We start from the raw sequence: 19,090 nt of genomic DNA on the forward strand, positions 1-19,090 counted from the left end.
CCCGTTGCGGGATGAAAATTTGCCGACATCGCGCGCTGCCCCTGGTATTGCCTGGGCGAAATGGTCAACCTGCCAGCCTCTGAGCAGCGTCGGTCTGGAATGGGATTTGCGATGATGGTGGCAAGGCTGCGGAACGGATTGATGGGAGCTTTCGCCTTTGGCGCCCGCTGACCCGCCGCCGGCCGCGCCACAAACGCCGCCCCCAGCACCGCGGCGCTCGCGCATCGCCATCTGTTTCGGCATCGTCTGGCGCCTGCTCAGCTTCGTGCTTGCCGCCGCCATCATCTATGTCTGCTTCACGCAATGGAACCGCTGGGAAGGCGAGCAGCGCTACCAGGTGACGGACGATGCCTATCTGCAAACCAATCTGACGCCGCTCGCGGCGCAGGTTTCCGGCACTATCGCGACCGTGCCGGTGCAGGACTTCGCGACCGTCAAGTCTGGCCAGGTGATCGCCACCATCCAGGATGACACCTATCGCGCCGATGTCGCCCGCGCCCAGGCTGTGCTGGCCCAGGCCGAGGCGGCGCTTACGGAAACTGAGGCCCAGCGGCCTTTGCTGGAAGCCAATCTTCATGCCGCGCAGGCGATCGTCGCCCAAACCACCGCCTCCCTCGGCCAGAATTCCCGCGACGTCGCGCGGCAAAGGCAGCTGCTGACCTCGGGCTCGACCTCGCGCTCCGACGTCGAACAATTCCAGACGACGCACGCCGTCACCGCTGCCAAGCTGCAACAGGTGCAGGCGCAGGCGGACGCCGTGCAGAAGCAGATCGACCTGCTGGCCGCGCAGGAACAGCAGGCGCAGGCCAATATCAGCGCCGCGCAGGCGGCCCTGCGGCTGGCCGAGATCAATCTGGGCTATACGCACATCACGGCGCCGACTGATGGCGTCATCGGTACGCGGCAGGTGCTGCCCGGCCAATATGTCGGCCCCGGCGCGCAGATCACGACGCTGACCGAACTGCCGCTGATCTGGGTGATGGCGAATTACAAGGAAACCCAGCTCACCCATGTCGTGGTCGGTGATGATGCAACAATCAAGGTCGATAGCTTCCCCGGCGCGGTGCTGCATGGGAGGGTGATCGCCATCTCGCCTGCCTCTGGCTCGGAATTCGCGCTGCTGCCGCCCGACAATGCGACCGGCAATTTCACCAAGATCGTGCAGCGCATCACGGTGAAGATCGCGGTTACCGACGCCGCTGGCCTCGCGGCGCGGCTGCGCGCCGGCATGTCCGCCATCCCGTCCATCGACACGCATTCGGCCGACGGGTCGACGCCATGAGCGCCACGACGGCAACGGCCCCCGCGCCCGCCAATACGGCAATCCCCTGGCTGGGCCTGACCGCCGTCCTGCTCGGCACCTTTATCTCGACATTGACGGGTCGCCTGTCCAGCTTCGGCCTGGCCGATGTGCGCGGCGCCATCGGCGCCGGTTTTGACGAAGGCGCCTGGATTACCACGGCCTTCACCGTCGCACAGATGCTGATCACGCCCGTCGCCGTCTGGGTCGGCAGCATTTATGGCCCGCGCCGGATCCTCATCCTGGCGGCGCTGCTCTTCACCGTCACCTCGGCCATCATTCCCTATTCGCAGAACCTGCCGACGCTTCTGGTACTGATGTTTCTGGCCGGCCTGGGCTCGGGCTGCTTCATTCCACTCACGCTCGGCTATGTCCTGCGCAGCATGCCGCCCCGGCTCTGGGCTTATGGCGTGGCGCTCTATGCGCTCAACCTTGAACTCTCGCTCAATATCTCGGCCTCGGTGGAAGGCTGGTATGTCGATCATCTCAGCTGGCACTGGATCTTCTGGCAGAATGTGCCGCTCGGCCTCGGCATGGCGATTTGCCTGCATTATGGCGTGCGCCAGCAACCGCCGCCCGCGCTGCGCATCAACAAGGATATCTACGGCCTCACCACCTGCGGCGTCGGCCTCGCTTTGCTCTATGCCGCGCTCGACCAGGGCAACCGGGTGGACTGGCTGAATTCCGGCCTGATCTGGGGATTGCTCATCGCCGGCTTTTTCCTGCTGCTCTGCTTCGTGCTTCATGAACGGACGGCTGAAAGACCCTGGCTCGATTTTCAGGTTCTGCTGCGCCACCCGATGCCTTTTTTGCTGCTGATGATTGCGCTGCTGCGCCTGACCATCCTGTCGACCTCCTTCCTCATCCCCTATTTCCTCGGCGGTGTGCGCGGCTTCCGCGCGTTGCAGGTAGGCGACACGCTGATCTGGATCGCCGTGCCGCAGCTCATCATCTGCCTGCTCGCCGCCATCTTCCTGCGCCGGACCGATCCGCGCTTCGTCGCCTGTTTCGGCCTTTGCCTCGTCGGCATTGCCTGCATGATGACGGCCTATACGCTGACGCCGGTCTGGGGCTCGGACCAGTTTCTGATCTCGCAATTGCTGCAGGCGGTGGGGCAAAGCTGCGCGCTCTCGGGGATCGTCTTCAACGCGGTGCTGCGCCTGCGGCCGCAGGATGCGCTGTCCTTCGGCGCCTTGCTGCAAATTTCCCGTCTTTTCGGTGGCGAAGCCGGGCAGGCCTTCATCAGCACGCTGGCGCGCGTGCGGGAACAGCGGGCCTCCAATCTCATCGGCCTGCATGTGAAGGCGGGCGACCCCGCCGTTATCCATCGCCTGCAAGGCTATGGGCAGGTCATCGCCCGGCATGACCAGCCGGCGATGGCTGCACCGCTGATCCTGGGGTCCGACATCCGCGCCATGGCGACGACCCAGTCAACCATCGATTGTTTCGTCGCCGTCTCGGCTTTCGCGGTCTTGGCCCTTTTCATCATGATCGTGATCATGCGTGCGCCGCCACATGGACCGGCCTCTCACCGTCCGTTTTTCGCGAGGCGGGCCGCCTGATGACACGCTTGCTTCGTCTGGGCCTGCTCGGCCTCCTCGCCGGCTGCACGCTGGGGCCGGATTACCACCCCCCCGCCATCCCGCCGACAGCGACGGGCGACTTCGTCTCCGCCGGCAATGCGAGCCTCAGTGCCGATCCGCTACCGGACGGCTGGTGGCAGCTGTATCAGGATCCGCGCCTAAATTCCCTGATCCTGCAAGCCTTCGCGGCCAATGACGACATCAAGGTGGCCGAGGCCAATCTCGCTGCCTCCCGCGCGCTGTTCGAGGGCGCGCGCGCGCTGCAATTGCCGCAGACCTCCATCGGCGGCACCGCGACCTATGGCCGCGACGTGACGCTGGATACCGTTCTCGAAGTCACCGGCCGGGAGCCGCAGGATAGCTGGCTGTTCGATACGACCTTCGACATGGCCTATGAGGTCGACCTCTTCGGCCAGGTGCGGCGCGAGGTCGAGGCCGCACGGGACAATGCCCAGGCCGTCGCCGCCGCGCTGGACGGCCTGCGCGTTACCATCGCGGCCGAGACCGCCCGCGCCTATGGCTCGGTCTGCGCGCTGGGTGAGCAGATCGCCGTCGCCCAGCGCTCTCTCGCCATTACCGCCGATCAGTTGCGCATCGTGCAGGCTTCGGAAGCCGCCGGCGGCAGCACCGATTTCGATGTTGCGCGCTCCAAGACGCTGGTCGCCCAGGTGCAGGCCACCCTGCCGCCACTGGAAGGCCAGCGCCGTGCCGCCATTTTCGAAATCGCGGCTCTGCTGGGGGAAACACCGGCCCAGGCGCCCTTTGACCTGGAATCCTGCACGCAGCCGCCGCAGCTTGCCGCACCGGTCCCGGTCGGCGATGGCGCGGCCATGCTGAAACGCCGGCCGGACGTGCGCGCGGCCGATCGCAAGCTGGCCACCGCCCTGGCCGAAATCGGCGCCGCCAAGGCAGACCTGTTTCCTAAAGTCTCGCTTACCGGCTTCTTTGGCGGGGCGGCGACGCAGTTCAATCTGCTCGGTTCGAATAGCGGTCTCACCTGGGGCGTGGGTCCGGCCATCAGCTGGACCTTTCCGAATCTCGCCGGGCCGCTGGCCAAATTGGCGCAGACCCGCGCCAATGCACGGGGCGCGCTGGCGAGTTTCGACGGCACTGTGCTGACGGCCCTGAAGGAGACCGAACAGGCGCTGACGGCCTATGAGGCCGAACTCGGCCATCACGCCGCCCTGGCCGATGCCGCGACCGACGCCCGCCACGCGCTGACTCTGGCCCAGGCCCAATTCACCGCCGGGCAGATCAGCAATCTGGACCTGCTGACCAGCGAACAGTCGCAGGTAACGACCGCCGCTGCCCTCGCCGCCTCCGACGCCGCGCTGATCCAGGATCAGGTGGCGCTGTTCAAGGCCTTGGGTGGTGGATGGCAGGCGACCGCGCGGTAGGGGCAAAAATCGCATTGGCCGGGAGAGTTTTTTGTTCAATCAACTTCCGGTTTCGAAGCCGATACCGAATGGTTTTTTGCTCCAGACTTGAAGTATGTGAAACCGCTGACCTAGACTTTGCCAAGAGTGATGAAAAATCTTGATGCGCGGCCGGATAGCCAGCCCCCGCGCCTGAGCTAAGGATGCCTTTTCATGCGGCCAGCCTGGATACCCCTGATTGCCAGCCTGCTCCTAAGCCAACACCTTGTCCTGGCGGCGCCGGCGCAGGCAGCCACCCCGCCACAAGACAAGCCCGCATCATCGGCCCCGGATCCTGTGCTTGAAGAAGCAACCGATCTGACCGGCAATGTCATGTTTATGGAATCCGGCGCGCCAGGCATGGTGATGGTTGTGGTACGCGGCGACCAGCACATCGTGCTCGGCTATGGGGAGACGGCGAAGGGCAATAACACGGTGCCGGACGGGCGCAGCCTGTTCCGGTTGAATTCGGTCACCAAGGTTTTCGCAGGACAACTCCTCGTGGCTCTCGAAAACGCCGGCACGGTTTCCCTGTCAGCGCCCTTGAGCGCCTACGTCCCGTCGGGCTTCCCATCCTCCATCGTGCCGCGTTTCGGGCAGCGGGCCATCACCCTGCTTGACCTTGCAACCCATTCCGCCGCGCTGCCGCGCGAAATCGGCGAAGCGCCGCCGAATGCACCACCGCGCACCTGGCCGACACTGCAAGACCGCTGGAAGTGGCTTGCAACCGAAAAACTGCCCTGGGCGCCCGGCACCATCACAGCCTATTCCAATGTCGGATTCGACTTTCTGGCGGATGCCCTGGCTGTCGCCGACCATCAGCCTTATGTGCTCGCCTTGCAGCAATTCATCACCGGCCCGCTGGGCATGAAGGATACGGGCTTCAGCCCGAATGCCGCGCAATGCGCGCGGCTGATGGAAGGGTCCGGCCTGGGCGGCGTCGGACCCTGCGTGGATACCTCAGCCTCGGCCGGCAGCGGCGGTCTGTACAGCACCGGCGACGACATGGCGCGCTGGCTGCAAGCCCTGGTATCCTCGGACAATCCGGCCAATATCGAGGATCAGGCGATCTATCGCCAAAGGCAGACTATGCCGGCGGCGATTGGCTTCGATGAGGCAGGGCCCATGGCGGGGCTTGGCCTCGGCTGGGTCATGACGGCAGCACAAGGCGCGATGCCCGCCCTGGTCGCCAAAAGCGGCGGCGGTGTGGGTTTCATGACCTATGTCGTCTTCGCGCCGGGCCGCCATGTCGGCGTTTTCGTGGCCGTCAGCAAAGCCGATTTCGCGATGTTCACGGGATTGGCGGCCAGCGCCAATGGACTGGTCTCGACGCTCGCCACACGCTGAACCAGCGCAGGCTCCGGTGAGCGGGATACCGGTCCCAGCCTGCTTAACCAAAGCACGCGATCCTGACTCGCAGGTCAAAAAATGTTCTTGCCTTGTTCCTGTTTCATTCGCTAACCTCCGGATGTTCTCAAAACGAGGTTCGCGTCATGGCTGACACGCTGCATCACTCGCTGCGCCCTGCGGAAGATCAGGAAGTGGTCAAGGAACTCGCCTATGTGCTGCGCAGCTGGCCTGGCGCACGTGGCCGCCGCCGGGGCGATGACGCCATGGCCCGCGTCACGGCGGAACGGCTGGTCGATTATCTCCACCTCTCGGGCTTCGAGCTGATGCGCCGCCCGGCCGTCTCGATGGATATGCACTACGTCGGCGCCGAACGCTGAGACTCTGCGGGCGAGTGTGACGCTCGCCCTATTTTGCCGCTGGCTGCCCGTCAGGCCGCCAGCAGTTCCATCACCGTCTCGCGCAGCAGGGCCAGATCGGCATCGCGCGACAGGCGGTGGTCACCGTCCTTGATCAGCAGCACGCGGACATCCTGGCTTTCGACCTTGTCCGCGATGCTCAGTGCCGTGTGCCAGGGTACTTCCACGTCCTTCTGCCCTTGCAACAACCGCACCGGGCAGGTCAGCGCAACCGGGTCATCCAGCAGCAAATTCTGGCGCCCGTCTTCAATCAGCGCACGGGTCAAAGGCAGCGGGTCACCGTAATCGCTCGGCGCGTAGACCACGCCCTCCGCCATCAGCTTGTCCTGGATCGCTGTCGGCATCATTCCCCAGATCAAAGTCTCGGTGAAATCGGGCGCGGCGGCGATACCGATATAGGCCATGACCCGATCCGGGCGCGCCAGCGCGACATTCAGGCCGATCCAACCGCCCATGGACGAGCCGACCAGAAGCAGCGGGCCATCCGTCATGGCATCGATCACAGCCAGAGCGTCAGCCGTCCAGATACCGATCGTGCCATCCTCGAAGCGGCCGCCGCTGACGCCATGGCCGGAATAGTCCAGCCGCAGCATCGGCAGGCCCTGCTCGGCTGCGAAAGCCGCCAGGAAGATGGCCTTGCTGCCTTCCATGTCGCTATGGAATCCGGGCAGGAAGACGATTGTGGGGCCCTTGCCCGACAGGCGCTTCCACGCCAGTTCCACGCCATCGGCCCGGGTCAGCCGCCCGCTGTCTTCGCTCATGCTTCCGTCTCCGTCACGTCAGTCTCACGGTCGGCGGTCAGCCGGTCGACCCGCCGCCCGTCCATGGCCAGAACCTCGAACCGCCAACCACCGAAAACGATCCGGTCTCCCACCTGCGGCACGCGGCGCAGCAGAGCGAGGATCAGCCCGGCGGCGGTGTGATAGGTGCCCTGGGCCGGTACATGGCTGATGGACAGCTTTTCCATCAGCTCATCCAGCGGCATCAGCCCGTCCAGCGCGAAGCTGGTTTCCTCGGCTTCATCGACATGGCCGGGGCGCTGCTCGGTCGTCGTCTCATCGACATCGCCGACGATCGCTTCCAGCATATCGGCCGCCGTGATCAGCCCTTCGAAACTGCCATATTCGTCGATGACGAAGGCCATGCCATTGGCGTCGCCCTTCAGCCGCTCGAAGGCATCCAGCGCGGAAATCGCATCCGGCACGATCATCGGCTGCAACACGGCGTCATCCAGGCTGACAGCGCCGCCCGCCAGCAACTGGTCCAGCAGGTTCTTGGCCAGAACGATGCCGACCGCATTGTCCACCGACCCGTCACCCACCACAAAACGCGAATGCGGGCTGGCCCTTAACCGGGCAATCATTTCCGGCAGCGGGGCCGAACGGTCGATCCAGGCGATTTCCGTGCGCGGCGTCATGATGGCCCGCACCGGCTTGTCGGCCAGGCGCAGCACGCGCTCGATCATGAGCTTCTCTTCGCTGTCGAGCACGCCGGACTGCGTGCTTTCCGCCAGAAGCGCCTTCAGCTCCTCTTCACTTGGATGATCGGGCCGCGTGCCCGCGACACCAAAGGCGCGCAGGATGGCGGCTGATGTCTTGCTGAGCAGCCAGACGGCCGGTTTCGTCACCCGCGCGATGACGATCAGCATGGGCGCCGCCCGCGCCGCGACCATTTCCGGCCGTCGCAGCGCCAGCTGCTTCGGCACCAATTCGCCCAGCACCATGGTCAGAAAGGTGATCAGCACGACGGTCAGGAAGAAGGCCGAACCATAGGCGAAACGCTCCGGCACGCCGACATGCAGCAGTGCATGTTCGACATCGCCGGTCACGCGCTCGCCGCTGAACATGCCGGTGATGACGCTGACGAGCGTGATGCCGACCTGCACCGTCGGCAGAAAAATATGCGGGTTTTCCGCCAGTTTGCGGGCGACGGCGGCCCCCGCCACGCCCTTGCGTTCCAGCACTGCCAGGCGCGCCCGCCGGGCGGAAACAAGGGCAAGCTCACTGCAGGCAAAGAGGCCATTGATCAGGATCAGCACCAGAATGCCGATCACCTCTATCGAGATCTCCACGCCTTACGCGCCTCCGCTGTCACAAGCCGATAATCGGCCCATATCCCATGTTAGAGCAGGACGGCGAAAGCATCTCCACCCGTTATTCCGCTAGACCGAGCCTTGCCACAGAACTGCCATCCCAGCCGAGCCGTCCTGACTTCACATTTCGGATCACATAAGGAAGACCGCATGCGCGCCCCCTCCCCCATGATTTTGCTGCTCGGCTTTCTCGGTCTGGTGCCTTTTTTGGTCACCGGCTACCTGGCGTCCGCCTGGCGCAGCCCGTCCGATGCCCAGGCCATGACGGCTCTGCTGGCCTATAGCGCCGTCATCCTGTCGTTCCTGGGTGCCGTGCATTGGGGCTTCGCGATTGCCGAGCCGCCGCAATCCCTCGCGGGCCTTGCCCCCCTGCCGCGCAGCCAGGATCCGGCCCATCGTCCCCGTCTGGTCATGGGCGTCGTGCCGGCCCTGATCGGCTGGGTGGCGCTGCTGATCGGCCTGTTGATCCCCGCCCCTTCCATCGCCCTTTGCGTGCTGATCGCCGGCTTTCTGGCGACCAATATCGGCGAACATGGCGCGCATCGGCGCGGCTGGGTGCCCGGCACCTATCTGTGGCTGCGCTGGATTCTGACGGTGATCGTGGTCGCCATTCTCGTCACCGTTCTGGTGTTACGGCTGACCGGCGCGCGCATCATTCTCTGACGTTTCACGGCACGCGCCATATTTATGACGCAATTCGTGATCGGAAACTGCCGAAACCTCACCCGCTCGTGATAGCGATTGTGGCTCAATTGTGTCTTAATTGGGCCACGAACACGACGAAAGTGGAGCGGCATTATGTTCCAAGCCATCGCAGCCCGTCTGGGCTTTACTGCCAATACCCCTGTCCCGCCGGTCGTTGCGACCGAAACAGCCGAGGATCGGGACTTTTCCGGTTTTGAGACCTTCGGGCGCACCGGGCTTGATATCGGCGGCCTGCACCGGGACCAGCAATGGGTCGGCGCCTGGGGTGGCCGCTGCTGACCAAAGGCTTTCCGCCGCCGATGACCGCTTGACGGATCGGCGGCAGGGGGTTCTCTGAACGCGCTTTTCCCGCCAGATGAGGGCAGCGCGTGACCGACTTTCCGACCAATGCGACCGCAGCGAGCGACCTTGATCCCGAGAATTGGGACAGTTTCCGCGCGCTTGGTCACAGGATGCTCGACGATATGGTCGACCATCTGCAAGGCCGGCGACAGCAGCCGGTATGGCAGCCACTGCCGCCCGATGTGCGTGACGGTTTCCGCCAGCCTCTGCCCGTCACGGGCGCAGCCGCCGAAGACGTCTATGCGCGATTCCGTGAGACGATCCTCCCCTATAGTACCGGTAATACGCATCCCCGTTTCATGGGATGGGTGCATGGCGGCGGCACGCCTTTAGGCATGCTGGCGGAAATGCTGGCCGGTGGGCTGAACGCCAATCTGGGCGGGCGCGACCATGCGCCGATCGAGGCCGAGCGGCAGGTCATCCGCTGGGCAAACAGCGCCTTCGGCCTGCCGGAAACGGCCGGCGGCCTGCTCGTCACGGGCAGTTCCATGGCGAATTTCATCGCGGTGCTGATGGCCAGGCGTGCCGCACTCGGCCAGGACAGCCGCAAAACCGGCATCGGCAATGCTCAGCTCACGGCCTATGCCTCGGGCGGCGTCCATCGCTGCGCGCCGGATGCCCTGGATATGGCGGGGTTGGGGTCCGACGCCTTGCGCCGCATTCCCGTCGGCCCCGATTTCCGCATGGACCTCGCGGCCTTGCGCGCGGCCATCGCCGCCGACCGCGCCGCCGGCTTTCTGCCGTTTCTGGTCGTCGGCACCGCCGGATCGGTCGATGTCGGCGCCTTCGATGACCTGCATGCCATCGCCGACATCGCTGAGACGGAAGACCTTTGGTTTCATGTCGACGGCGCCTTCGGCGCGCTGGCGGCACTCTCGCCCAAGCTCAGCCCCAAGGTCGCGGGCATGGAACGCGCGCGGTCCATCGCCTTCGATTTCCATAAATGGGCGCAGGCGCCGTACGACGCCGGCTGCATTCTGGTGCGCGACCAGGCCGACCAGATCGCAACCTTTGCCAGCCCCGCCGCCTATCTGACGGCGACCGCGCGAGGCCTTTCCGGCAATGCGCCTTGGCCGGCCGATCTGGGGCCGGATCTGTCACGCGGCTTCCGCGCGCTGAAACTGTGGTTCGCGCTTCAGGTTTTCGGCGCGGACCGCCTGGGCGCGGTCGCCGAGCAAAGCTGTGCCGTCGCCCGCCATCTGGCCGGGCGCATCGAAAGTGAACCGGAGCTGGAACTGCTGGCACCGGTGCCGCTCAACATCGTCTGCTTCCGCTATCGCGCCGCTGCGGCCGAAACGCTGGACGCTCTGAATGCGCAGATCGTCGCCGATATGCAGGAAGCCGGGCTCGCCGCACCATCCACGACCGTCATCGGCGGCCATCTCGCCATCCGCGCCGCTTTCGTGAACCATCGCAGCCGGACAGAGGATGCCGATGCCTTGATCGATGCCGTGCTGGCAACGGCGCGGGCAGCCGTGTCACAAGCGGTCTGATCGCGCCACCGGAACAGGACGAGGCAATCTGATGAGCGAACATCCCCTGATCGGGCAGCTGAAAGCGGCCCGGGTTGTGCCCGTGGTGCGCATGAAAAATGCCGCCCATGCCGCCACCGCCGTGCGCTGGCTGTATGACGCGGGCCTGCGCATTTTCGAGATCACAATGACGATCCCGGATGCGCCGGCGCTGATCCGCGAATTGTCCTCGGACCCTGCCTTGCTGGTGGGGGCCGGTACCGTGCCGGATGCGGCGACGGCCGATACCTGCCTGCGCGCGGGCGCGCGTTTCGTGGTGTCCCCCTGGGTCGATCCCGATCTGGTGGCACCCTGCCGGGCAGCCGGCGCCATTTTGATGTCCGGCGCCACGACACCGACCGAAGTCCGCGCCGCGCTGAAGGCCGGCGCCCAGGTGGTGAAGGTTTTCCCGGCGGCCTCGGCCGGTGGCCCTGCCCATGTGAAGGCGCTGACCAGCGTCTTCCCCGGAATCGTCTTCTGCCCCACGGGCGGTGTCGATCCGTCCAATCTGGACGCCTATCTCTCGGCCGGTGCATCCTTCGTCGGCATGGGTGGCAAGCTGGTGGATGAAGGCTTGGTCGCAGCCAATGACCGCGCGGCGGTGATGGCGGTCGCCCAGCAGATTCTCGTCAAAGCCTGACGGGCAAGGAGCGGACAGGATGGCGGCCGAACTACTCTGCATCGGGGAACCGATGCTGGAATTCAACCAGCAGCCGCCGCTGCCGGACGGCCGCGTGCTGTATCAACAGGGTTTTGGCGGCGACACGTCAAACGTCGTCGTCTCTGCCGCGCGTCAGGGCATTTCCACCGGCTATATTTCCGCCGTAGGGCAGGACCCGGCGGGCGAAGCCCTGCTGGCGCTGTGGGAGGCCGAAGGCGTCGATGCGTCACACGTGAAACGCTCGACCGCACATCCGACCGGCGTTTATTTCGTGACTCATGGGGCCAGCGGCCATCGCTTCAACTATCATCGCAAGGGCTCGGCGGCGTCCTTCCTGACGCCGGCCGATATTCCGGAGAAAGCCATCGCCGAAGCGCGCATCCTGTTCGCCAGCGGCATCAGCCACGCCATTTCCGACAGCGCCTGCGACGCCGTGTTTCACGCCTTTACCATTGCGCGCCAGAATGGCGTCGCCATCGCCTACGACACCAATTACCGCCCCGCGCTCTGGGGGCCGCGCCGCGCCGCCGCCGTCATCCATGCCGCCGTCGGCGAGGCCGATATCGCCATGCCGGGCCTGGATGACGCCATCGCGCTGACGGGGCTGACCGACCCGGACGCCGTGCTAGACTTCTATCTCGGCCTCGGCCCCGGCCTTGTGCTGCTGAAGATGGGTGCCGAGGGCGTCTATCTCGGCACGCCAGAGGGTCGCAAGCGCATACCGCCCTTCCCGGCCGCGGCCGTGGACGCGACCGGCGCCGGCGATACCTTTTGCGGTGCCGTCATCGCGCGTCTGCTGAAAGGCGAAACGCCCGAGGATGCCGCCCATTACGCCGCCGCTGCCGCCGCCATTTCCACCACCGGCTATGGCGCCATCGGCCCTATCCCCCGCGCCCCGGAAGTCTGGGCCGCCATGGCAATGCGCAACCGATGACCCTTTCCCCTGAATTCCATACAGTCTCCATCGCGGGTGTTGATGAGGCACTGCCGCTTATCGCGCTGAATGACGCGATCGCCATCGCACTGCTGATGGTGATCGACCGTGGCGTGCGCTTCGGCGCCCGCATCGGCGCCGCACTCGCCGATATCGCCCGGCCGCATCAGCCCGATATCGTGGTGGGGCCAGCGACTTTGGGCATTCCCGTCGCCATCGAGGTAACGCGGGCTTTGGGATTGGATGATTATGTCATCCTGCAAAAGTCGCCAAAGATCCATCTGGCGGACGCGCTGCGGGAAAGCGTGACCTCCGTGACGTCGCACGGCGTGCAGACGCTGATGCTGGACCGCCGCGCGGTGCCGCTGCTGGAAGGCCGTCGTGTCTTTGTGGTGGACGATGTCGCATCAACCGGATCGAGCTTGGCGGCCATGCTGCGGCTGCTGCGGCGCGCCGGCGCTGAAATTGTCGGCATCGGCACCATCCTGACCGAAGGACATGACTGGGAAGCGGCCCTCGGCGCGGATGCCGCGCTTCTCAAGGCGCTTGGCCATATACCGGTTTTCCGGATCGAGAACGGCGTGGCGGTCGCTATCCCGGAGACGCTTTAGCTCATTCACGCGCCATCCGCACACGTGTTGCGCATATCTACCCGCTTGAGCGCGCTATGCATGGACGGAATCGGGTAGATCCCCGTGACAAGCACGGGGATGACGAATTGGAACGAGGGATTCAGCCAACCCTGGCAGACGTTAGCGTTTGTTTGAATGCGCTACGGCGCGCGAGAAGCGCCATAGGCGCTGACCGGCGTGCCTTTTGAGAACCGGAGCGGAGCGGCCGTAGAAGGCCGTGAGCACCGGAAGCGCAAAAAGGCGCGTCGGATCGCCGCCGTAGTAGCGTTCAGACAAACGCTAATGAAGTCCCGGCGCTTCCTGGCCGGTGCGCGCCACATATTCCGTATAGCCGCCGCCGTAGTAGTGAACGCCTTCCGGCGTCAGTTCCAGCACGCGGTTGGAGAGTGCTGCCAGAAAATGCCGGTCATGGCTCACGAACAGCATGGTGCCTTCGTAATCCTTCAGCACTTCGATGAGCATTTCCTTGGTGGCGATATCCAGATGGTTGGTCGGCTCGTCCAGCACCAGGAAATTCGGCGGATCATACAGCATCAGCGCCATCACCAGCCGCGCCTTCTCGCCCCCTGACAGAACACGGCAGCGCTTCTCAACCTCATCGCCGGAAAAGCCGAAACCGCCGGCGAGAGAGCGCAGCGCTCCCTGATTGGCCTGCGGAAAGGCGGCATCCAGCGTCTCGAACACCGTTTTCTCACCGTCCAGAAGGTCCATCGCGTGCTGCGCGAAATAGCCCATCTTGACGCTGCCGCCGATGGCAACCGTGCCGGCATCGGGTTCCGATGACCCAGCAACCAACTTGAGCAGCGTGGATTTGCCTGCGCCGTTGACGCCCATGACGCAGCAACGCTCCTTTCTGCGGATCATGAGATCAAGCCCCTCATAGATCACGCGATTGCCGTATCGCTTGTGAACACCTTTGATATTCACGACGTCATCGCCCGAACGCGGCGGGGTGGCAAATTCGAACACCGTCGTCTGGCGGCGTTTGGGCGGCTCCACCTTGTCGATCTTGTCCAGCTTCTTGATGCGGCTCTGCACTTGGGCCGCGTGCGAGGCACGGGCCTTGAAACGATCGATGAAGGCGATTTCCTTCGCCAGCATCGCCTGCTGCCGCTCGAACTGCGCCTGCTGGTGCTTTTCGTTCAGCGCGCGCTGCTGCTCGTAGAATTCGTAGTCGCCGGAAAAGACCGTCAGATTGCCGCCGTCGATCTCGATGACTTTGTTTATGACGCGGTTCATGAAGGCACGGTCATGGGAGGTCATCAGCAGCGCGCCGTCATAGCCGCGCAGGAATTGCTCCAGCCAGATCATGCTTTCCAGGTCGAGATGGTTCGACGGTTCGTCGAGCAGCATGACATCGGGACGCATGAGCAGAATGCGGCCCAAGGCCACGCGCATCTTCCAGCCGCCCGAGAGGCGGCCGACATCGCCGTCCATCATCTCCTGGCTGAAGCCGAGACCATGCAGCACCTCACGGGCTTTGGAATCGAGCGCATAGCCGCCCATTTCCTCGAAGCGCGCCTGCACGGTGCCGAACCGCTCCAGAATTTCATCCAGCTTGTCGAACTGGTCCGGGTCGGCCATGGCGGTCTCAAGCTCCGCCAGTTCGGCCGCCACCTCGCTCACCGCGCCCGCGCCGTTCATCACCTCGGCGACCGCGCTGCGGCCTTCCATCTCGCCCACATCCTGGCTGAAGAAGCCGATGGTCACGCCGCGTTCGGTCAGCACCTGGCCTTCGTCCGGCTCGTCCTCACGCGTGATCATGCGAAAGAGCGTCGTTTTGCCCGCGCCATTGGGGCCGACCAGACCGATCTTCTCACCCTTCTGCAAGGCGGCCGATGCTTCAATGAAGATCAGGCGCTGCCCGTTCTGCTTGCTGATATTATCCAGGCGGATCATGGGGTGTGATTGTCCTCGGGCGGCTTCGTGCGATCGCCGGGGGTCTAGCGCATGACGCGGAAAAGCGGAACCGCCAGCTCCAGCTTCGTCTAATGCGTCCAGGGATTGAGGAGCGCCACGCCGGTCGGCGCGTAATCCGCCGTGTTCCGCGTGACGACGGTCATGCCATGCACAAGGGCGGTGGCGGCAATATAGCTATCGCGTTCGGGACGCGGGTCCGGCACATGAAGGCGCGCGCAACGCACTGCGACCGCCATATCGACAGGTAAAATGCGCCCCGCAAATTCCGGCATCACATGACGGTCTACCCAGTAGCGTAACCGCACTGCCTGAGCCACGTCCCGTCGTTCTATCCGCGCGATGCCAAGTTCCAGCTCCATCAGCGTGATGACGGAAAGATAGCAGTCAGCCGCATCGACGGCCGCGACCCAGGCCATAACTCGGGCGTCGGCCCGGCCATCCCCGACTTTGCGCATCTCGGATACGGTGTTGGTATCGAGGAGAAACATCAGGATAGATCGGGCGCCTGCGGCAAGGTTCGCGGCCCGGCAAAATCATCGTCGATATCCGCGAGACCCGGCATAGCCAGCGCGTCGATAAGGCTAAGGCGCCGTGTCGTCAGCCGCCGGTATTCCTCGATGCTGAGAAGCACATGGGCCGGCCGACCACGATCGGTGATGAAAACAGGGCCTTGGGCCGCAGCTTTTTTCGCGCGTCCCGTATCCTGATTGAATTCCCGGCTGGACAGCGTGGTGATGCTCAAGGTCTCCACTCCATGCTTTGTATAAACGTTACTACTTTTTTTCATTGTTGGTCAAAAACTTTGTCCCAGGCTGAGTTGCTTCGCAGGTGCAGCATGTTACCCCTGTCAGGGACAGAGAAGGACAGCGCTATGAGCAACGCACCGAAAATCAACCCGGACCAGTTGTGGCAGGACCTGATGACCATGGCCTGCCTGGGCGCCACGGCCCAGGGCGGCTGCGACCGGCTGACGCTGACCGAGGCCGATTCCGCTGCGCGCAACCTGTTCCGCCTCTGGTGCGAGGATGCCGGCTTCACGGTGAAAGTGGACGCCATGGGCAATATGTTCGCCCGGCGCGAAGGCGCGGACCCCAGCCTGCCGCCGGTGCTGATGGGCAGCCATCTCGACACGCAATCCCCCGGCGGCAAGTTCGATGGCCCCTTGGGCGTGCTGGCAGCTTTGGAAGCCGCGCGCGCCATCGGCCGTGCGGGGATCGCAACGCGCCGCGCCATTGAGGTCGTGAACTGGACGAATGAGGAAGGCGCGCGTTTCGCGCCAGGCCTGATGGGCTCGGGCGTTTTCGGCGGCGCCCTGCCCCTGGAAACCGCCCATGCCGCGCGGGACCGCGACGGCAACAGCTTTGGCGACCAGCTGAAGCGCATCCGCTATCTGGGCGATGAACCCGTCGGCGGCCGTGAAATCGACAGCTATGTCGAACTGCATGTGGAACAGGGGCCGGAGCTGGAGCGTACCGGCACCACCATCGCTGTCGTCTCGCACAGCAATTACCTCGTCTACATCACCTTCGAATGCCTCGGCGCCAACGGCCATACACAGGCGACGCATTTCAAGACCCAGCGCAATGCCCTGCTGGCGTCAGCCAAGGCCTTGGTCGAGATCGAGCGCATCGCGACCGAACTCGGCAGCCGCGCGGCCGTCTCGCAGCTCGATGTCTGGCCGAATAATCGCGTCAATGTCCCGCATCGTACCACCTTCTCGGTCATGATGGTGGAACCCGCGCGGGAGACGATGCTGGCACTCCGCGAGCGGATCACCACGGCACTGGCACAGATTGGCGCGGAGAGCGGAGTCACCTTCAACATCATCGCCGACGCCACGCGGGAGCCGGTTATCTTCCCCGAGGACATGGTAACTTTGATCGAGGATGTGTCAAAGGATCTCGGCCATTCCGTGATGCGGCTGTCGGCCAATACCGGGCATGACGCACTCAGCATGGGCCCTGTCTGCCCGACCGCGCTGATCTTCGTGCCGAGCCGGGACGGTATTTCCCACAGCGACTACGAATACACGTCACCCGAACATTGTGCGGCCGGCGCGGAAGTGTTGATGCATGCCGTCCTGCGCCGCGCCAATCGCACCTGACGGTAAAACGGGCGGCCGCGTCCTTACCGCGCCGCCCGACGCGGGCGCCTCTCCCTGACCAGCGCCCGCAGATCGTCCAGGCGTGACAGGAATTTCGCCAGAACGGGCGAGGGATTGCCGCGATAGAAGCCCAGCACAAGGTCGATCATCGCGGGCGCCCCAGCCAGCGGACGCCAGACGATCGACGGCGGGATGTAATCCGCGATCGATGCCGGTAGCAGCGCGATTGCCTGCATTGTCTCGACAAGCGAAATCGCCATCGAAAAATTGTCGATTTCCAGATGCGGGCGGATATCGATACCTGATCGGCGCAGATAGTGCTGCACGGTGTCACGCAATACAGGCGCGACCGACGACACACCAATAAAAGTCTCGCCGACCAGCGCCTGCGGTTCGATGACCTTTCGTTTTGCGAGGACGTGCCGGGCCGGCAGGATCGCCACCAGCGGCTCGCTGATCACCGGGCAGTATTCAAGGTTCGGACGAGGCTCGCGCCGCAGGAAGGCGGCATCAAGCCTGCCGTGCTCCAGATCATCGGCTAGATTGACGGAAAAATTGCTGAAGATGCGCACTTCCAGATTGGGCAGATCGCTGAGAAGCAGCGCCGTGGTGGGGGGAATGCAATCGACCTCGTGGCCCGTCACGAAGCCCACGCCGAAAATCGGCTTGGCGGGCTGGGCAATGCGCCGCGCCGCTTCGACCGCCGCTTCCGCCTGGGCCAAAGACAGCCTTGCATGGTCCAGGAATATCCGTCCGGCCTCGGTCAGTTCCACACCGCGCGCACTCCGCTGCAAAAGCTGCGCGCCGACCTCATCCTCCAAAGCCCTGATCTGCCGGCTGAGCGAGGGCTGCGCGGTATGAAGGCGCTTTTCCGCCGCAAGCTTGAGACTGCCTTCCTCGGCGACGGCCACGAAGTAGCGCAAATGCCTTAGTTCCACGGTGTCCCCTATATCTGGCAGGCATATCCCCCGCCTTAGAAAGTCTTATACGCCTCGGCCGCCGGCTTCTACATTTCGTCTCCGGTTCAAGCAGGAGAATAAAAAGATGGCTGATCTGACAGGCAAGGTTGCTCTCGTGACCGGTGGGTCGCGTGGCATTGGCGCCGGCATCGCCCGCGCACTGGCGGCGAACGGTGCCAGTATCGCGCTCACCTACACCAGCGGGGCTGCTGCTGCCGCCTCGGTCGTTTCCGACATAGAACGGGCTGGCGGCATGGCGATTGCTATTCAGGCCGACGCAGCCGACGCCAAAGCCGTTCAAGCCGCTGTCGAAAAGACGGTCTCCGATCTGGGCCGTCTGGACATCCTGGTGAACAATGCCGGCACCGCCATTCCCAAGCCCTTCATCGAAGCAACGCTGGAGGAGCTGGACCGCGTCGTCGCCATCAATATCCGTGGCGTCTTCATCGCAACCCAGGCGGCGCTGCGGCATATGCAGGATGGTGGCCGCATCATCTCGATCGGCTCCTGCGTGGGTGAGCGTATGATGACCCCTGGCCTGGCGGCCTATGCGGCAACGAAAGGCGCGGTGAAGATGTTCACGCAGGGTCTGGCCCGCGAGGTCGGCTCACGCGGAATTACCGCCAACAATATCCAGCCAGGGCCGATCGATACCGACCTCAACCCGGCCGTGGGCGACTGGGCGGCACCGCAGATCGCCAATACGGCGCTAAAGCGCTACGGCCATGTCGATGATATCGCGTCGCTGGTGGCCTTTGTCGCCGGGCCCCATGCTTCCTATATCACGGGCGCGAGCCTGACGGTCGACGGCGGCACCAATGCCTGACGGCAATCCCTGGCAATCGGCGGCCAGTAGCCTGGCCAATAGATCAGCGCTAATCTGATCCCGACTGCATCGGGAAAGAAAAAGAACATGCCGCATGTCATCGTCAAACTGACCACCGGACGGTCGGAACAGCTGAAGCAGGAGATTGCGGCCGCCGTCACGGCGGCCGTCGCATCCTCCGCGAACCTGTCAGATGACCTCGTCTCCGTCAGTATCGAGGAATTCGAGCAAGCCGACTGGGCCGACAAGGTCTTCAAGCCTGACATTACCGACAAGCCCGCGACGCTCTACAAAAAACCCGGCTACACGCCGGGTTGATTGTATCGGCAACTGACCGGCG

At 64.2% G+C, this 19,090-nt stretch carries 20 protein-coding genes; 14 read left to right on the top strand and 6 right to left on the bottom strand.

What is annotated here, in order from left to right; genetic code table 11:
* Positions 1-157: 157 nt before the first annotated feature.
* The 5 genes from ASILVAE211_RS08820 to ASILVAE211_RS08840 all read left to right on the top strand — a co-directional run bounded on the left by ASILVAE211_RS08820 (position 158) and on the right by ASILVAE211_RS08840 (position 6,025).
* The gene (locus tag ASILVAE211_RS08820) at positions 158-1,282 is read left to right on the top strand and encodes an HlyD family secretion protein (protein ID WP_264478775.1); all 1,125 of its coding nucleotides are present in this window, start codon (positions 158-160) and stop codon (positions 1,280-1,282) included.
* Positions 1,279-2,862, top strand: coding sequence for an MFS transporter (locus ASILVAE211_RS08825; protein WP_227320941.1), 1,584 nt, complete (start codon positions 1,279-1,281; stop codon positions 2,860-2,862). The genes ASILVAE211_RS08820 and ASILVAE211_RS08825 overlap by 4 nt, the downstream gene beginning before the upstream one ends.
* Positions 2,862-4,280: an efflux transporter outer membrane subunit gene (locus tag ASILVAE211_RS08830; RefSeq protein ID WP_227320942.1), complete on the top strand. Its 1,419-nt coding sequence runs from the start codon at positions 2,862-2,864 to the stop codon at positions 4,278-4,280. Before ASILVAE211_RS08825 ends, ASILVAE211_RS08830 begins: the two co-directional genes overlap by 1 nt.
* Before the next feature lie 192 nt (positions 4,281-4,472).
* Positions 4,473-5,645, top strand: a complete 1,173-nt coding sequence (gene ampH, locus ASILVAE211_RS08835) for a D-alanyl-D-alanine-carboxypeptidase/endopeptidase AmpH (protein WP_227320943.1) — start codon at positions 4,473-4,475, stop codon at positions 5,643-5,645.
* A gap of 146 nt (positions 5,646-5,791) precedes the next feature.
* Positions 5,792-6,025 (top strand): hypothetical protein, encoded by a 234-nt coding sequence (locus ASILVAE211_RS08840; RefSeq protein ID WP_227320944.1) that lies wholly within the window; start codon positions 5,792-5,794, stop codon positions 6,023-6,025.
* 50 nt (positions 6,026-6,075) lie between these two features.
* On the opposite strand, the gene ASILVAE211_RS08845 is transcribed toward ASILVAE211_RS08840, so the two are convergent.
* A complete protein-coding gene (locus ASILVAE211_RS08845; RefSeq protein ID WP_227320945.1) occupies positions 6,076-6,825 on the bottom strand; it encodes an alpha/beta hydrolase in 750 nt (249 codons plus the stop codon).
* Positions 6,822-8,129 carry a hemolysin family protein gene (locus ASILVAE211_RS08850; RefSeq protein WP_227321267.1) on the bottom strand — a complete coding sequence of 436 codons (1,308 nt, stop codon included), beginning with the start codon at positions 8,127-8,129 and terminating at the stop codon, positions 6,822-6,824. The genes ASILVAE211_RS08845 and ASILVAE211_RS08850 overlap by 4 nt, the downstream gene beginning before the upstream one ends.
* Before the next feature lie 177 nt (positions 8,130-8,306).
* Here ASILVAE211_RS08850 and ASILVAE211_RS08855 point away from each other — a divergent pair, with 177 nt between their 5' ends.
* The 6 genes from ASILVAE211_RS08855 to ASILVAE211_RS08880 all read left to right on the top strand — a co-directional run bounded on the left by ASILVAE211_RS08855 (position 8,307) and on the right by ASILVAE211_RS08880 (position 12,920).
* A complete protein-coding gene (locus tag ASILVAE211_RS08855; protein WP_227320946.1) occupies positions 8,307-8,819 on the top strand; it encodes a DUF3429 domain-containing protein in 513 nt (170 codons plus the stop codon).
* Between the two features lie 135 nt (positions 8,820-8,954).
* Entirely contained in the window at positions 8,955-9,140 is a 186-nt protein-coding gene (locus tag ASILVAE211_RS08860; RefSeq protein ID WP_227320947.1) for a hypothetical protein, read from the top strand.
* 173 nt (positions 9,141-9,313) lie between these two features.
* Entirely contained in the window at positions 9,314-10,696 is a 1,383-nt protein-coding gene (locus ASILVAE211_RS08865) for a pyridoxal phosphate-dependent decarboxylase family protein (RefSeq protein ID WP_227321268.1), read from the top strand.
* A 31-nt stretch (positions 10,697-10,727) separates the two neighbouring features.
* Positions 10,728-11,354: a bifunctional 4-hydroxy-2-oxoglutarate aldolase/2-dehydro-3-deoxy-phosphogluconate aldolase gene (locus ASILVAE211_RS08870; protein WP_227320948.1), complete on the top strand. Its 627-nt coding sequence runs from the start codon at positions 10,728-10,730 to the stop codon at positions 11,352-11,354.
* 19 nt (positions 11,355-11,373) lie between these two features.
* Positions 11,374-12,309, top strand: a complete 936-nt coding sequence (locus ASILVAE211_RS08875; protein ID WP_227320949.1) for a sugar kinase — start codon at positions 11,374-11,376, stop codon at positions 12,307-12,309.
* Positions 12,306-12,920, top strand: coding sequence for a phosphoribosyltransferase family protein (locus tag ASILVAE211_RS08880; protein WP_227320950.1), 615 nt, complete (start codon positions 12,306-12,308; stop codon positions 12,918-12,920). The genes ASILVAE211_RS08875 and ASILVAE211_RS08880 overlap by 4 nt, the downstream gene beginning before the upstream one ends.
* 300 nt (positions 12,921-13,220) lie before the next feature.
* On the opposite strand, the gene ASILVAE211_RS08885 is transcribed toward ASILVAE211_RS08880, so the two are convergent.
* The 3 genes from ASILVAE211_RS08885 to ASILVAE211_RS08895 all read right to left on the bottom strand — a co-directional run bounded on the left by ASILVAE211_RS08885 (position 13,221) and on the right by ASILVAE211_RS08895 (position 15,603).
* Complete coding sequence (locus ASILVAE211_RS08885; RefSeq protein WP_227320951.1) at positions 13,221-14,840, bottom strand: ABC-F family ATP-binding cassette domain-containing protein; 1,620 nt, start codon at positions 14,838-14,840, stop codon at positions 13,221-13,223.
* An 89-nt stretch (positions 14,841-14,929) separates the two neighbouring features.
* Complete coding sequence (locus ASILVAE211_RS08890) at positions 14,930-15,349, bottom strand: type II toxin-antitoxin system VapC family toxin (protein ID WP_227320952.1); 420 nt, start codon at positions 15,347-15,349, stop codon at positions 14,930-14,932.
* Positions 15,349-15,603, bottom strand: coding sequence for a type II toxin-antitoxin system Phd/YefM family antitoxin (locus tag ASILVAE211_RS08895; RefSeq protein WP_227320953.1), 255 nt, complete (start codon positions 15,601-15,603; stop codon positions 15,349-15,351). The genes ASILVAE211_RS08890 and ASILVAE211_RS08895 overlap by 1 nt, the downstream gene beginning before the upstream one ends.
* 129 nt (positions 15,604-15,732) lie before the next feature.
* Between ASILVAE211_RS08895 and ASILVAE211_RS08900 the strand changes: the two genes are divergently transcribed.
* On the top strand, positions 15,733-16,965 hold the full coding sequence (locus tag ASILVAE211_RS08900; RefSeq protein WP_227320954.1) for a hydantoinase/carbamoylase family amidase: 1,233 nt from the start codon (positions 15,733-15,735) through the stop codon (positions 16,963-16,965).
* A 23-nt stretch (positions 16,966-16,988) separates the two neighbouring features.
* Here ASILVAE211_RS08900 and ASILVAE211_RS08905 read toward each other — a convergent pair whose 3' ends face one another.
* Positions 16,989-17,888, bottom strand: coding sequence for a LysR family transcriptional regulator (locus tag ASILVAE211_RS08905; RefSeq protein ID WP_264478776.1), 900 nt, complete (start codon positions 17,886-17,888; stop codon positions 16,989-16,991).
* A gap of 121 nt (positions 17,889-18,009) precedes the next feature.
* On the opposite strand from ASILVAE211_RS08905, the gene ASILVAE211_RS08910 reads away from it, so the two are divergent.
* Both ASILVAE211_RS08910 and ASILVAE211_RS08915 read left to right on the top strand, forming a co-directional pair.
* Positions 18,010-18,750: an SDR family oxidoreductase gene (locus ASILVAE211_RS08910; RefSeq protein WP_227320956.1), complete on the top strand. Its 741-nt coding sequence runs from the start codon at positions 18,010-18,012 to the stop codon at positions 18,748-18,750.
* An 87-nt stretch (positions 18,751-18,837) separates the two neighbouring features.
* Complete coding sequence (locus ASILVAE211_RS08915; protein WP_227320957.1) at positions 18,838-19,068, top strand: tautomerase family protein; 231 nt, start codon at positions 18,838-18,840, stop codon at positions 19,066-19,068.
* The last annotated feature ends 22 nt before the right edge of the window (positions 19,069-19,090 follow it).

Origin of the sequence: Acidisoma silvae, assembly GCF_020618775.1 — a bacterium.
In the GTDB taxonomy this organism is placed as follows: domain Bacteria; phylum Pseudomonadota; class Alphaproteobacteria; order Acetobacterales; family Acetobacteraceae; genus Acidisoma; species Acidisoma silvae.

Bases quoted from the DNA above. Each gene is read 5' to 3' on its own strand.
- ASILVAE211_RS08825 (WP_227320941.1), top strand. From the start codon at position 1,279: ATGAGCGCCACGACGGCAACGGCCCCCGCGCCCGCCAATACGGCAATC.
- ASILVAE211_RS08830 (WP_227320942.1), top strand. From the start codon at position 2,862: ATGACACGCTTGCTTCGTCTGGGCCTGCTCGGCCTCCTCGCCGGCTGC.
- ampH (WP_227320943.1), top strand. From the start codon at position 4,473: ATGCGGCCAGCCTGGATACCCCTGATTGCCAGCCTGCTCCTAAGCCAA.
- ASILVAE211_RS08840 (WP_227320944.1), top strand. From the start codon at position 5,792: ATGGCTGACACGCTGCATCACTCGCTGCGCCCTGCGGAAGATCAGGAA.
- ASILVAE211_RS08845 (WP_227320945.1), bottom strand. From the start codon at position 6,825: ATGAGCGAAGACAGCGGGCGGCTGACCCGGGCCGATGGCGTGGAACTG.
- ASILVAE211_RS08855 (WP_227320946.1), top strand. From the start codon at position 8,307: ATGCGCGCCCCCTCCCCCATGATTTTGCTGCTCGGCTTTCTCGGTCTG.
- ASILVAE211_RS08860 (WP_227320947.1), top strand. From the start codon at position 8,955: ATGTTCCAAGCCATCGCAGCCCGTCTGGGCTTTACTGCCAATACCCCT.
- ASILVAE211_RS08865 (WP_227321268.1), top strand. From the start codon at position 9,314: ATGCTCGACGATATGGTCGACCATCTGCAAGGCCGGCGACAGCAGCCG.
- ASILVAE211_RS08870 (WP_227320948.1), top strand. From the start codon at position 10,728: ATGAGCGAACATCCCCTGATCGGGCAGCTGAAAGCGGCCCGGGTTGTG.
- ASILVAE211_RS08875 (WP_227320949.1), top strand. From the start codon at position 11,374: ATGGCGGCCGAACTACTCTGCATCGGGGAACCGATGCTGGAATTCAAC.
- ASILVAE211_RS08880 (WP_227320950.1), top strand. From the start codon at position 12,306: ATGACCCTTTCCCCTGAATTCCATACAGTCTCCATCGCGGGTGTTGAT.
- ASILVAE211_RS08885 (WP_227320951.1), bottom strand. From the start codon at position 14,840: ATGATCCGCCTGGATAATATCAGCAAGCAGAACGGGCAGCGCCTGATC.
- ASILVAE211_RS08890 (WP_227320952.1), bottom strand. From the start codon at position 15,349: ATGTTTCTCCTCGATACCAACACCGTATCCGAGATGCGCAAAGTCGGG.
- ASILVAE211_RS08900 (WP_227320954.1), top strand. From the start codon at position 15,733: ATGAGCAACGCACCGAAAATCAACCCGGACCAGTTGTGGCAGGACCTG.
- ASILVAE211_RS08910 (WP_227320956.1), top strand. From the start codon at position 18,010: ATGGCTGATCTGACAGGCAAGGTTGCTCTCGTGACCGGTGGGTCGCGT.
- ASILVAE211_RS08915 (WP_227320957.1), top strand. From the start codon at position 18,838: ATGCCGCATGTCATCGTCAAACTGACCACCGGACGGTCGGAACAGCTG.